Raw genomic sequence first — 14,197 nt, forward strand, 5'->3', positions numbered from 1 at the left:
TTTTTAATTATTAATTCTAAAATATGAAAAAATATGGATTATGAAGTCAACTTTATTGACATGCTTTTTAGTTTTTGTGCTACAATTTCTCTAATAAGTAACACGAAACAAGTGAGTGCAGCACATATTTAGAGGGGGAACGACCAGAATGGGCAGATTTTCATGGAGATGGGGAAAACGAGAAGGTAGAACAGGATTAGGCATTTTGCTTGTATGTTCCATTGGTTTATCTGGTTGTGCACAGAGCACAGCGCCAACAGCTTCATCAGCAGAGAATGGACAATCAGGAACAACCTCAACCAAAGACGAATTGGTGCTGGCCGTAGGCGCCGAGCCGGAAGGTGGGTTTGATCCAACAACCGGATGGGGGCAATATGGGTCACCACTTTTCCAGAGTACCTTGCTGAAGAGGGATGCCAAGTTACAACTGGTTAACGATCTGGCTACCGCATATTCAGTTAGTGAAGATGGGCTGACCTGGACGGTTACGCTTCGGAACGATGTGAAATTCTCTGATGGGGAACCCCTGACGGCTGAGGATGTAAAATTTACGTTTGAAACAGCTGCCAAGAGTGGGTCCGTGATTGATCTGACCAATATGGCTGATGTACAGGCACCTGATGATAGCACGGTTGTATTCACATTGAAGTCGCCGCAGTCTACATTCATCAGTCTGCTGACGACACTTGGCATTGTGCCTGAACACGCCTATGGGGCTGATTATGCAGAACATCCGGTCGGATCAGGACCGTACAAGCTGGTTCAGTGGGACAAAGGACAACAGGCTATCGTTGAGGCCAATGAAGAATATTACGGTAACAAGTCTGTATTCCACAAACTCACCTTCCTCTATCTGGATGAAGATGCGGCCTACGCCGCTGCGCAGGCAGGTACGGTGGATATCGCTGCTATACCGGCAGCGTTTAGCAAACAACAGGTGAATGGCATGACATTGGAGGCCGTGAAAACCGTAGATAACCGTGGCATCATGTTCCCTATGCAACCTGCTGGTGCCAAGTCGGGCGAGGGTCTTCCCGCAGGGAGTGATGTGACATCTGATCTGGCGATTCGCCAAGCGGTGAATGTTGTGATTGATCGTGAGGCTTTGGTTGAGGGTGTACTGGAAGGGTACGGTCGTCCAGCGTATTCCGTCAGTGATGATCTGCCTTGGAGCAATGCAGAAGCTGTGTTTACAGATGCCAATCTCGAAGAAGCGAAGCGCATTCTGGCGTCTGGTGGCTGGGTGGATGCGGATGGTGATGGTATCGTCGAGAAAAACGGCGTTAAGGCCGAATTCAATCTGCTTTATTTTGCAGGTGATTTAACAAGACAATCTCTGGCACTGGCTGCTGCGGATATGGTAGCTCAGGCGGGAATCAAAATCAATGTTGAAGGCAAAAGCCGTGAAGAGACAAAAAAGATGGCTTACTCCAACGCTGTATTGTTTGGGTGGGGCAGTCATGATCCTTTGGAAACCTATAACCTCTATAGCAGTACTCATAAAGGAGAAGGGTATTACAATGTTGGGCTGTACAGTAATCCTGTCGTGGATTCTTGGATGGACAAAGCCCTTAAGGCAACAAGTGAAGAAGAGGCATTGCCGTTCTGGCAGAAAGCGGAATGGGATGGAACAACAGGTTTCAGTTATCAGGGTGATGCGCCATGGGCATGGCTCGTAAATATAGATCATCTGTATCTGGTTACGAATGGCCTGAACATTGGTGAGCAGCAGATCCACCCCCATGGTCACGGCTGGCCGGTGACAACCAATCTGGAGGAATGGTCCTGGGATAACAGTACAAAGTAGGAAACGTACCGGTAGCTTTAGCCTGAATTGGGGAGAGATTGGATGACAGGCAGGAATGGATGGGCGAGATTTGTTGGTTTTAAAATGTTGCGACTTGTATCTTTATTGGTTGGAGTCAGTGTGTTGTCTTTTATATTAATGCAATTCTCTCCTGTTGATCCGATCGAAGCCTACATTGGTGGAGACATGATCAGGGTAAGCGCCGAACAGCGCAGTTTAATCGAAGAACGTTGGGGATTGAATGAATCTCCCGTGGAACGATTACTAACCTGGGGACAAACGCTGATTCAGGGAGATCTGGGGACATCAATGATCTACAGACAACCTGTAGCGGATATTATCCAGGAACGATTCATGAATTCTGTCGCACTTATGGCTGTAGCTTGGATATTATCCGGCATCATTGGTTTCACTCTTGGTGTAGTTGCCGCCATGAGACGGGATTCGAAGCTGGATCGCCTGATCTGTTGGTATTGTTATACGCTGGCTTCCACGCCAGTATTCTGGATTGCGCTGTTGTTGCTGATGGTATTTGGTGTGTGGCTTGGATGGCTTCCGGTTGGGCTTGGAGTACCCGCCGGGATGTCAGCTGATCAGGTTACATGGGGAGATCGGGTTATTCATATGATTTTGCCAGCGTTGACTCTCAGCCTGACCGGGGTAGCCTCTATTGCTTTGCATACCCGGCAGAAGCTCACAGATGTGCTCGAGTCAGATTATATTCTGTTTGCGAGAGCGCGAGGTGAGCGTGGATTTCAGCTGTTCCGTCGACATGGGTTCAGACATGTTGTTTTGCCAGCCATCACGCTGCAGTTTGCTTCGTTCAGTGAACTGTTTGGTGGGGCTGTGCTTGCAGAACAGGTATTTTCATACCCCGGCCTTGGTCAGGCGACGGTTCAGGCGGGGTTGCGTGGAGATGTTCCACTGCTGCTTGGACTTGTGATGTGCAGTGCGATTTTTGTTTTCACAGGTAATATGGTTGCCGACATTCTGTATCGCTTGATTGATCCACGGATGAAGGAGGAGCTGATGTCATGAAACAGACGGTAGAACGCTCCTCCGAGCAGACGGCAGAAACAGCCAAAATACAGAAAGTGAAAACTGCGAATCAAGAGGTACGGTACAACATTAATACCGGGTCTCTACAAGCTGGGAATGGAACAGGAACCTCACGCCCAACGAGAAAAGATTATACGGCTGCCAGAGACCAAAATTTCCGCAACCCTCGCCAAAGAGCGGTGATCTGGGGAAGCCTCGCGGTGATCTGGATTGCCGTTGTGTGGTTGACGGGCAGGTTGCTTCCGGCTGGTTCTACGCTGACTTCACTAATGGATCGGAATTTGGCTCCAACCTGGGCGCATCCATTTGGCACAGATTGGCTCGGAAGAGATATGTTCATGCGTACGTTAAAAGGATTGGCAACCAGCATTCAAGTGGGATTGCTTGCTGCATGTGGTGGCGGATTGATCGCACTGCTATTGGGTTTGGCTGCCGCTTCAAGCAAGGCTGCTGACCGGGTAATCTCATGGATTATCGACCTGTTCCTGAGTGTACCTCATCTGGTATCGCTAGTTATGCTGGCCTTTGTATTCGGTGGAGGTCTGGCAGGAGTGGCGGCAGCGATTGCGCTGACGCATTGGCCGAATCTGGCCCGGATTGTAAGAGCGGAGATGATTCAACTGAAATCCGCAGAATACATTCAGGTTTCACACAAGTTGGGCCAATCGAGGTTACAGATTGCGGTGCAACATATGCTGCCACATCTGGTTCCACAACTGTTCGTGGGCGTACTGCTAATCTTTCCCCATGCGATTCTGCATGAGGCAGCCATTACGTTTCTGGGGCTGGGGTTGTCCCCGCAACAACCGGCAATCGGAATTATTTTATCAGAGTCGATGAGATATTTATCTGCTGGCATGTGGTGGCTCGCCTTTTTCCCCGGACTGGCATTGTTGCTGGTTGTTCGTGCTTTTGATGTATTGGGCAACAGTCTGAAGACATTGACGGGTACAGGTAGTTCAAGGGAGGTGAGGTAAATATGGCTCTGCTTGATATTGAGGAAGTGTCGGTGTCATTTCGGCGCGCTCGTGGTTGGTTTGGGCACGAACAGACTTATGTCATTCAGAATCTGGATCTTTCCATAAACGAGGGCGAGATCGTGGCTGTTGTAGGCGCAAGTGGATCGGGTAAAAGTGTGCTGGCGCAGGCCATTATGGGCATTCTGCCTGCCAACGCCAAGTTGGAAGGTAGAATTAGCTATAATGGCGAGCCTTTGACTCCAGAGCGGCAGGTTCATCTGCGTGGAGACGAACTGGTGTTGATTCCGCAATCCGTTAGTTATTTGGACCCGCTGATGAAGGTGGGGAGGCAAGTTCAGCCGGTAACCCGAGATGTGGGAAGGAAGCGTAGATTCATGAATCAAATCCACTTGAAAAAGACGGAGCAGGAGCTGACGGATCGTTATCATCTTCCTCAAGGAACAGCCGGGAAATACCCGTTTGAGTTGTCCGGAGGAATGGCAAGGCGGGTGTTGATGGCTACAGCGACCTCAGGTCAGCCCAAGCTAATCATTGCAGATGAGCCGACACCAGGCATTCATCCCAAAGTGCTGGCCGAGACGATGAAGCAATTTCGCGAGCTTACGAATGAAGGCGTAGGCATTCTATGGATCACCCATGATGTCAAGACAGCCCTGACGGCAGCGGATCGCATCGCTGTATTTTATGCGGGTACCAATGTAGAGGCGGCGCAGGTGGATGATTTTAAAGGGAATGGAGAACGTCTGCGTCATCCATATACTAAAGCGCTCTGGAATGCGTTGCCGCAGAACGGATTTCAGCCACTCCCAGGCTCCCAGCCGTTGGCAGGTCAAGAGATCACCACAGGCTGTTCATTTGCTCCCCGATGTAATGCAGCAACCGCTGTATGTACCCGCGAACGTCCAGAGCTTCGTAAGGTACGGGGCGGAGAAGTGAGGTGTTTCCATGTCACTTGAAGCACGGGAGGTAAGTTATCGTTATGATCAGAAATCATGGGTATTCAGACAGATGAACATGCAGGTGCAACAAGGAGAAGTGGTTGGCTTGTGGGGACCAAGTGGCTGTGGCAAAACAAGCCTTGGTCGCATCCTGGCAGGATATGCCGAACCTGTGGCAGGACAAGTCCTTTTGGATGGGAAACCACTCCCACGTACAGGAGTATTTCCGGTTCAGCTGGTATTCCAGCATCCGGAGAAAGCTGTGAATCCACGCTGGCGAATGCGCCGCGTGTTGCAGGAGGCGTCTGTGCAGGATGAACAGTTGCTCGAAGCATTGGGTATTCAGCAGACCTGGTTGGACCGTAGGCCGAGTGAATTATCCGGTGGAGAACTGCAACGTTTCTGTGTGGCACGGGCGCTTGGTACAGCGACACGTTATGTGATTGCAGATGAGATGACAACGATGCTGGATGCGATCACTCAGGCACAAATCTGGCATACCGTGATGGACGTGGCTCGCCAGCGTGATCTGGGGCTATTGATCATAAGCCATGATCGGGATTTGTTGAACAGGTTGTGCGACAGAATTACACCGATGCCGATATCGATGTGACTGTAATTTTAATTATATTCGAATAAATAAAATGATCGAATACAAATGGGGTGCCCCTTGTGAAGTCATTGACCATGAATATGAGTCATGGACTTGACTACGGGGCACCCCTTTTTCTATTTTGACAAATATTCACCATTTAACAAACAGTACACGTTTTGTTCGCAACGTACATAGATGTAACTGACAGCTTATTTGCCCGACACATTGCTTAACAACACAGATAACCTGCGCATCGCCTCTTCAACCGTGGAACGTGGACAGGCTACATTAATGCGCATGAACCCTGTGCCCTCTGTTCCAAAGAAGCTCCCGTCATTGAAAGCAAGCCCTGCTTCATGAAGAAGCATATTGCATAGTTGTGCATGTGGGATATTCAGCTCCCGGAAATCCATCCATAACAGATAGGTCGCTTCGGGCAGATGCATCTTAATCTGAGGCATATGTTCCGCAACATATTGCTGTACATACGCCATATTTCCACGGATATAGGCAAGGCACTCATCCAGCCATTCCTCGGCATCATTGTAAGCAGCTTCGGTTGCGACAGCCCCCAGTGTGCTGATATTGGCAAGTCCCATCGTTTTTACACCCTGCGCGAACGATTCCCGTAACTTAGCATTGGGGATAATGATGTTGGATGTGCAGAGGCCAGGAATGTTGAACGTTTTGCTTGGAGCCGTACAGATGATACTTAGATCAGAGACGGCGTCCGAGATCAGGGTCAGTGGTGTATGAGTTCCGCGCTGATGAACAAGATCGGCATGGATTTCATCTGAAACCATCAGTACGTTGTATTGCAGACACAATGACGTAAGCCCTTCAAGCTCTTCACGAGTCCATACCCGTCCAACCGGGTTATGAGGACTGCACAGAATCAGCATTTTGACCCGACCGGTCTGTAAGCTGGATTCCAGTTGTTCCAGATCCATCGTATAATGACCGTTATTCTCTACCAAAGGATTGGTGATCAGTTCACGGCCCTGACCACGTACTACTTCATAGAAGGGAGCATACACCGGGGTTTGGATGACTACAGCATCTCCAGGATCGGTGAATCGTTGTACAGCAATGCTGAGTGCGGGCACAATACCTGGAGTGAATACGATCCAGTCATCGTTAACTTTCCAGTTGTGACGCCGTTCCATCCACCCTGCAACAGCTGCATGATACGCCTCAGTCCGCACTGTATAACCAAAAATCCCGTGCTCCATCCGTGTTTGCAGGGCCTGAATGACGGATGGTGGAGCAGCGAAATCCATATCGGCCACCCACATCGGAAGCGCATCAGCAGCGCCGAAGATATCCTCAAGCGCATCCCATTTTTCTGATCCGGTAGAGATCCGGTTAATAGACTGATCAAATGTACTGGTATTGTTATTCATCGTATTTAATCCCCCTTGAGTTCCGTTCCTTCGACCACAAATCGACAAATAATTATCTAATACATTGGTTAATTTCGCAACTGTTGTGCATGTATGATTAGCTTCATATGTATGGTCCGGAATTCAGGACTTTATTCATATAAGAACAACTTAACGAGCGAGAGTACAGCGGGAATACGACAAAGACTATTTTTGTACGCCCTTGGTCCTGTTTTGTTCATATATTATTTACAACCTCTTGTCAGATGCTATTATATTGCTAACATTTGGTGGAACAACGGGCTGTTATCCGAATAAGCTCGTACCCATACATGATGAGCATAACTACATGAGTCTTTCGCGTACATCGAGCGATCGCTTGAATCGTATTATGCATAAGGCTGACATTTGAACTCAGGAGGCGTTTAGGGATGAAAAGCAAAAAGTGGTTGATTGCTGCGGGTGTGTTTGGCATGGTGTTAACCGGATCGGCAGGTGTATATGCAGGTACACAACTGGAGACAATCAAAGCTTATCTGAACCATGGGCTCGCCATCGAAGTGAACGGACAGAAATTTACACCGACAGGTGACCAGGGCAAAAAGCTTGCGCCAATTACATATCAAGGCAGTACATATCTCCCCGTTCGTTCGATTGCCGATGCGTTAAAGACCGAAGTGAAGTATGATTCCCAGAACAATAAAGTAAGCATCGGTTCTTCAAGCTCTTCTGGTGGGTCAACATCCACAGGCAACAGCGGATCGACATCGCCCTCAACAGGTACAAACACACAGGCGGCAGGAGTAAAGTCCAAGTATCTTCCGGCTGATTTCCCATTACCGAAGGATGCGAAGGCAACAAGTCTCATTGAGAACATAATGGATGGTGACAAAAAAGTAGTGCTCACGTACACAACCAAAGAAACGTTGCTAACCGTTGGAACATCCTACAAAGACTACTACCAGACCAAAAACTTGAGCCAGAACACTCAGGATATCCAGGCAGATGGCTTCAGCATTGTGGGTCGTGAAGATGGCAAATATGCCGTAACCATCACAGGTTCGGTGTCTGCAACCAACAAGGATCTGAATGAAATCACCGTAGTGTGGGGCGAAGAGTAATCTTTCCTTCTATAAAAGGTGAACAGCAAAAGCCGCCCATTGAAATCATAACAGATTTCATTGGACGGCTTTTAGGGTTGAATCCATATCTGGTTCTATACTCTGAACTAACAGTCCTTACAGGTACTCGTTGAACCATCCGGCAATATGCTCCAAACGGCGTACCCTCAAGTGAGGGTGACCTCCACGGGACAACTCGTGGTTTGCCCCTGGGAAACGAACAAGTCTTGTGGTCTGCTTGCGCCGTTTTAATGCAATGAACAACTGCTCGGCTTGTTCAATTGGACACCGCAGATCCTGTTCGCCATGCAAAATGAGCAACGGAGTACTGACGTTTCCGACATAAGCGAGCGGGGAATGTTTCCATAGTTTTTCCGTGTCATCCCACGCGTTACCGCCAATCTGGTCTTCCGTGAAGAAATATCCAATGTCACTTACACCGTAGAAGGATAGCCAATTGGAGATGGAACGCTGGGTAACAGCCGCCTTAAAGCGGTCCGTGTGTCCAACAATCCAGTTGGTCATGAAGCCACCATAACTGCCCCCGGTTACGCCCAATCGTGATTCATCGATAAACTCATACTGGGACAGGGCATAATCCACACTCTCCATGAGATCGCGATAATCGCCACCGCCATAATCTCCGCGACAGGCGTCTACAAACTGCTGCCCGTATCCGAGGCCACCGCGTGGATTGATATACACAACAGCGTAGCCTTGTGCGGCGAGAATCTGGAACTCGTGCATAAATGTAAAACCATACATCATGTGCGGGCCGCCATGAATCTCCAGAATGGTCGGAATTTTGACCCCGTCGACCATGCCAGGAGGTTTCATGATCCATCCTTGCAGCCGTAGGCCATCTGAGGAATTGAACCAGAAGGTCTCAGGTGTACTTAGATGGATCTCATCCTCAAGCTGTGGATTGCTGCGGGTGAGCTGAATCGGTTCTACCCCGGGATTTTCCGCTTGTTCATATATATAGAGATCACCAGGATTTAGTGTATCGGCTACAGCGGCAACGATCTGCCCGTTTTCCAACTCGGCAAATTGATAAATCTCCCGTTCGTCAGGCCATATATAGTCGGCACTGCTGCCGTCTCGAGCGAATTTGGCGATGCGTACACTACCATGGATGGTCGCCAGACAGAAGATTGAAGAACCATCCCTGCTGAATACAGGCCCCGTGGTTGTCAGATGTGATCGCATGTCGCCAACAATGCTGTGATTCAACTGTACGTCCCAATCTGTGCTCAGACATACGAGTTCACCACCTGATATCTGAAGGGTGTACAACTTCACAAGTGTGGCATTTCCATAGGAACGGTCACTGGCGAGCAGTGCAAGAGATTGTCCATCTGGTGCAAAGGCCAGCCGGCTGAACGTATACCCTTCCGGGGTCAACTGCTGCACATCCGATCCGTCTGCTTTGGCAAGGTACACATGATTAGTCAGGGTGTAATCGTTATGGTCCTCACCTTCTTCAGGCATTTGCGTGATCCAAGCGATGGATGTTCCGTCCGGGGACCAGGCGTAGTCTCCAACGTCATAATGACCTGTAGTTACAGGAATTGCTTCCGCATCGATTGGTGCGAGAGCGAAGAGGTGGGAACGTCGACCGTTCCATAATCCACTGGCATCTGACTTCATGCGAATCCGGTCTACGACATGTTCTTGCAGCAGTTTGGGTTTATCGTTTATAGGATCTGTATGTTCTGACTCTTCATCTCCGCTCATATCCACGGATGATTTCACAAGCAAAGTATGACCATCTGGTGACCAGAGTAGGGAACTGACGCCATGTTTCAGGTGACTGATTTGCTGTGCCTCTCCACCATCTGATGCGATAATCCACACCTGGGATTTCCCATCAACCTCTCTTAAAAAGGCCAACTGAGACCCATCGGGCGACCAGGCAGGGGAATGATCCTTCTCACCAGAGGTAAAGGGCCTGTCCTTCTGACTCCCCAGATGCAGCAGTCTCAGGTGAGAACAATAACCGTCACGTGCTTCATTCGTTTTCCGGCTTACATATACCAGTTGTCCGCCTTGAGGGGACGGAGTTGGATCATTAACCCATGTAATCTGATAAAGATCTTCCGATGTTATGCCGCGCTGACTCATCATTGTTTGTCCTCCCACCATGAATTAGAATCGGTTAATTTCCTAACCTTTCCATTTATATTAACGGAAAGCTAGGGACAGGACAATAAGCGTAATGAAGGAGGAGCAAGACATTTAACAATGTATATTAATTGGATTAAATATTTGCACGTAACGTAGATGACAGAAATAACCTGAAGAAGCAGAGCGTTCGCCTAAAAGCTTTCTGAAAGAAAGCTGCATCGGAAGCATAGGCTATCCCCGGATTTTCACTTTGAAAAAGTGGAATCGAAAAATCTGGGGATAACAGCGATCGGAAGGTTGTTCTGTCATCGGAGTGACCCATGTGAAAATTCTTTAGTTCAATTCATATAGGTGTGTTAAAGGATTTGCTCGAAGGATGACGAATCCTAATGTTGAATAAGCGCAGAAATGACGAAAAATGGTCTTAATTTAATGTTTAACATTGGTTAATTTGGTTTAATGTACAATGCAATTCCTGTTCTACATTCAGGTAATTGGTTCATAGCCATTCGTTTATATAGAACTCGTATGATTCAGTCACAATGGAGGAGGAACGTCACGTTGAGCACATCCTATGAGCAGCATGTGGAATATCCAAGCCGGAATCGAATGGCGTGGCTTACGGCAGGGGCGGCACTCTTTGTGGCAGCCGGATTTTTTTTGATTTTTGATAGTTCTTCAGTTACGAATGATTCCATCCTTTCGGATGTGATTGGACTTCTATCCATTTTGTTTTTTGGGCTATGTTTCTGCTACAGTCTGGTAAAGATGATTAAGAAGGAACCTTCTTTTGTAATCGATGAGGATGGGTTTGTAGATGCATCTTCTTATACCGCAGGAGGAGCAGTGGCCTGGAAAGACGTTGAGAATATTTTTATGTATGAATTGATGGGACAGAAAATGATCGGGGTCAAATTGCGGGACGAGAAAGCCTTTCTGGATCGCCAGAACGGGATGAAACGCAAATTAATGACGGTCAACAGCAATATGGTCGATGCGACCATCAGCGTTGCCCAAAGTAGCCTCACAGTGCCACTTGATCAATTGTATATCATGATGATGAGCCACTGGAGACATGTGAGTGATAACATGATTTATGATTCGTATAATCGTCGTTAGAGAGGTCAGAATGTCCATAAGTCTTCAGAATGGAGGGATATAGATGATGCATGGTAATCCAACACGCACGATTCTACTTCCGGATGGAACTGCCCTGCCTGCGATAGGACAAGGCACATGGAACATGGGAGAGAAGCAATCTAGCCAAGAAGAAGAAGTACGAGCACTTCGTTCCGGTATTGAACAGGGAATGACCGTGATTGATACGGCGGAGATGTATGCAGAAGGTGGGGCAGAAGTTGTTACGGGAAAGGCCATCGCGGGCTATCGTGATGAAGTTTTTCTCGTATCCAAAGTGTATCCCCATCATGCGGATCGCAAGCAGATGATTACCGCTTGTGAGCGTAGTCTCACGCGTCTTGGTACAGATCGCCTGGATCTGTATCTTCTCCACTGGCGAGGGGGAGTACCACTCGAAGAGACGGTTGAGGCTTTGGAGCAATTAAAGCAGTCCGGTAAAATTCTTCGCTGGGGTGTATCAAATCTGGATACAAGGGATATGCAGGAGTAATGGAGCCTGCCGGAGGGTGCTCAGTGCATGGTGAATCAGGTGCTCTACCATGCAGCTTCGCGTGGTATTGAACATGATCTGCTTCCCTGGATGCGGGAACGGAGCATTCCTGTAATGGCGTATTGTCCACTGGCACAGGGTGGCAGACTTCGAAGTGAATTGTTGGAGCATCCAGTTATTCAGAAGATTGCGCAGGATCGAGGAGTTACGACTTCGCAGATCGCATTAGCCTGGGTGATCAGGGATGGAGATGTACTGGCGATTCCGAAGGCGGTACAGCTGAATCATGTGGCAGACAATGCAGCAGCAGTGAGTATCGTTTTGACACAAGAGGAACTCGCCCGTTTGGATGAGGCATTCCCTGCACCTAAAGGCAAAGTACCTCTAGATATCGTGTAGCTGGCTCTTTTTTATTGGATAAGCATATGAAAAAGATAACAATACGATTAATAATGTTATGCAGAGCAGATCTTCACGATCTGCTCTTTTTTTTGTATGGATATCGATAGCAGAAGCTTGCCCATCAATTGAGCGAATATATATTTTAACAAATGGGCTTTACAACACTATTTCACTAGTGTACTATGTAACTAACACACCAGTACAGAGGGGAGCGAGAGCTTTGTGACTATAGAATTTGATAACAATTTACCAATCTATCTGCAGATCATGCAGTACATCAAGAGACAGATTGTAACCGGGACACTTCAAGCAGGTGACAAAATTCCTTCGGTTCGTGAACTGGCGGCTGAACTACAGATCAATCCAAATACAGTACAACGGACATTTCAGGAGCTTGAGCGGGAAGAAGTGGTCGAAACCAAACGGGGCTTGGGCAGATATGTGACCAGTGAGGAGCGGAAGATTATGACGATCAAAAAAGAGATGGCCGGTGAATTGCTGGAACGCTTTCTGACCGGAATGCAGGAACTGGGGATCGAAGAGCAGGATATCTTATCCATCGTAGCCGATGCCGTTGCGGAAGGAAAGGGAGGAACAACGCATGAGTAACATCCTTGAACTGAACCAGATCAATAAGACATATGGCAATAAGAAAGCGCTCAGTAATATTACATTGGATATTGCTCCAGGACGAATCGTAGGTCTGCTGGGTAGCAACGGTAGTGGAAAAAGTACGCTCATGAAGCTGGTTGCAGGGTTGTTACATCCGAGCAGCGGAACGATTCAAGTCACAGGTAAGCCTGTTGGGCTGGAGACAAAGGCGCTGGTTTCATTTATGCCGGATCGTCCATTAACCGAGAAGTGGATGAGAGTGCGGGATGCGATTGCGTATTATCGCGATTTCTATGCTGATTTTGATGAGGAGAAGGCGCGGGAGATGCTGGACTTCATGAACCTTGTCGAGAGTGACCGGGTACGACATCTGTCAAAAGGTATGAATGAACGACTACAACTAACACTGGCACTTTCTCGTAAGGCTCGTCTGTATTTGCTGGATGAACCGATTGGCGGAGTAGATCCGGTCGCGCGTGGCAAGATTCTGGATGCGATCGTCAAATTCTATGATGAAGACAGCAGTCTGATTATCTCCACGCATCTTGTGAATGATATCGAACGGATTTTTGATGAAGTTGTCTTTATTCGCGAGGGTGAGCTGGTGATGCGGGAAGAAGTGGAAACGCTCCGTCTGAAATATGGGAAAAGTGTGGATGAGATGTTCAAGGAGGTCTATGCGGAATGATGACATTATTGAAGTATGACTTTAGAAGGAACTGGAATACACTGCTGGCTGGGCTAGTTATTTTGATTATCGCTCAAGTGGGGCTTTCCCTTTTCGTGTCTGAGGTCACAGGGATTGTGCTTGGCATTATGGGTTATGTTGGAGTTGGTGTGGCTATTTATGTGAAAATGATCAAAACATACACGTCCAATATCCGCTCTTATAATCGCCGTCTGTTACCCGTAACGGGCCTATCACATGTTTTGTCTCCTTTGATCTTTGGACTACTTTGCGGGTTGGGGTTAGTCATTATATTCGCGACTCATGCCTACATCTATATCTCAATGAAGCTACGAATGAACATGGCTACCAATATTGATCTTTCGGGTCTGCATGTTTCGGATTATATTAGTTTGTTGCTGTTTAGCGCATGGGTTATGGTATTCATGACCGTCATTATCTTCCTTTCGATCTCGATTGCAGGCAGCTTCCGTTGGAGAACGGGGCCATGGATTGGAATCGTTGCATTCTTTGTCCTCGTTAATCTGCTTGGCTGGTTGGAAAATATCATTACGACAGGACGCTTCAGTCCAAATGAGATGTTCCGGTATACGGAAGAAAGTACAGGTATTGCAATCACAGCCAATGGTGTACTATGGTCGGACGGCATGTGGGGAAGCATTGTATTTGAAGTCATTGTGGCGGTCATCTTGGTATGGGCTACCATTTACTTGAACAACAAAAAAGTCGAAGTTTGATGACAGGATAATTTGAACGTGATGCGAGCAACCAGGGTTGCTCGTTTTTTTACATCCAGTAATAATCCACTTTTTGAATCCATTACCATTAATTATACGTATATATAAATATATTGTGT

The 14,197-nt window shown here is 47.7% G+C and carries 12 protein-coding genes and 1 pseudogene; 11 read left to right on the top strand and 2 right to left on the bottom strand.

Annotation, left to right across the window (positions count from 1 at the left end; translation table 11 throughout):
- Positions 1-148 precede the first annotated feature (148 nt).
- From EL84_RS11945 to EL84_RS11965, 5 genes are read left to right on the top strand one after another with little or no spacing between them, the layout of a single operon-like run.
- Positions 149-1,807, top strand: coding sequence for an ABC transporter substrate-binding protein (locus EL84_RS11945; protein ID WP_047841854.1), 1,659 nt, complete (start codon positions 149-151; stop codon positions 1,805-1,807).
- A gap of 42 nt (positions 1,808-1,849) precedes the next feature.
- Entirely contained in the window at positions 1,850-2,845 is a 996-nt protein-coding gene (locus tag EL84_RS11950) for an ABC transporter permease (RefSeq protein WP_047841855.1), read from the top strand.
- The gene (locus tag EL84_RS11955; RefSeq protein WP_152683009.1) at positions 2,842-3,843 is read left to right on the top strand and encodes an ABC transporter permease; all 1,002 of its coding nucleotides are present in this window, start codon (positions 2,842-2,844) and stop codon (positions 3,841-3,843) included. Before EL84_RS11950 ends, EL84_RS11955 begins: the two co-directional genes overlap by 4 nt.
- 2 nt (positions 3,844-3,845) lie before the next feature.
- Entirely contained in the window at positions 3,846-4,802 is a 957-nt protein-coding gene (locus EL84_RS11960; protein ID WP_047841856.1) for an ABC transporter ATP-binding protein, read from the top strand.
- Entirely contained in the window at positions 4,792-5,397 is a 606-nt protein-coding gene (locus EL84_RS11965; RefSeq protein ID WP_047841857.1) for an ABC transporter ATP-binding protein, read from the top strand. Before EL84_RS11960 ends, EL84_RS11965 begins: the two co-directional genes overlap by 11 nt.
- A 191-nt stretch (positions 5,398-5,588) precedes the next feature.
- Here EL84_RS11965 and EL84_RS11970 read toward each other — a convergent pair whose 3' ends face one another.
- Positions 5,589-6,782 carry a MalY/PatB family protein gene (locus tag EL84_RS11970; RefSeq protein WP_047841858.1) on the bottom strand — a complete coding sequence of 398 codons (1,194 nt, stop codon included), beginning with the start codon at positions 6,780-6,782 and terminating at the stop codon, positions 5,589-5,591.
- Between the two features lie 410 nt (positions 6,783-7,192).
- Here EL84_RS11970 and EL84_RS30820 point away from each other — a divergent pair, with 410 nt between their 5' ends.
- Entirely contained in the window at positions 7,193-7,882 is a 690-nt protein-coding gene (locus tag EL84_RS30820; protein ID WP_053061461.1) for a stalk domain-containing protein, read from the top strand.
- 117 nt (positions 7,883-7,999) lie between these two features.
- Here the strand turns inward: EL84_RS30820 and EL84_RS11980 are convergent, their stop codons facing one another.
- Positions 8,000-10,009, bottom strand: a complete 2,010-nt coding sequence (locus tag EL84_RS11980) for an alpha/beta hydrolase family protein (RefSeq protein WP_047841859.1) — start codon at positions 10,007-10,009, stop codon at positions 8,000-8,002.
- A 561-nt stretch (positions 10,010-10,570) separates the two neighbouring features.
- Between EL84_RS11980 and EL84_RS11985 the strand changes: the two genes are divergently transcribed.
- The 5 genes and pseudogenes from EL84_RS11985 (at position 10,571) to EL84_RS12005 (ending at position 14,078) form a co-directional block, all read left to right on the top strand.
- Positions 10,571-11,128, top strand: a complete 558-nt coding sequence (locus EL84_RS11985; protein WP_053061462.1) for an STM3941 family protein — start codon at positions 10,571-10,573, stop codon at positions 11,126-11,128.
- Positions 11,129-11,174: 46 nt separating this feature from the next.
- A pseudogene (locus EL84_RS11990) lies at positions 11,175-12,038 on the top strand (aldo/keto reductase).
- 225 nt (positions 12,039-12,263) lie between these two features.
- The gene (locus EL84_RS11995) at positions 12,264-12,650 is read left to right on the top strand and encodes a GntR family transcriptional regulator (RefSeq protein ID WP_036606428.1); all 387 of its coding nucleotides are present in this window, start codon (positions 12,264-12,266) and stop codon (positions 12,648-12,650) included.
- Entirely contained in the window at positions 12,643-13,341 is a 699-nt protein-coding gene (locus EL84_RS12000) for an ABC transporter ATP-binding protein (RefSeq protein ID WP_017690291.1), read from the top strand. The genes EL84_RS11995 and EL84_RS12000 overlap by 8 nt, the downstream gene beginning before the upstream one ends.
- Entirely contained in the window at positions 13,338-14,078 is a 741-nt protein-coding gene (locus EL84_RS12005; protein WP_036672426.1) for a hypothetical protein, read from the top strand. Before EL84_RS12000 ends, EL84_RS12005 begins: the two co-directional genes overlap by 4 nt.
- Positions 14,079-14,197 lie beyond the last annotated feature (119 nt).

Origin of the sequence: Paenibacillus sp. VT-400, from assembly GCF_001029205.1 — a bacterium.
GTDB classification, from domain to species: Bacteria; Bacillota; Bacilli; order Paenibacillales; family Paenibacillaceae; genus Paenibacillus; species Paenibacillus amylolyticus.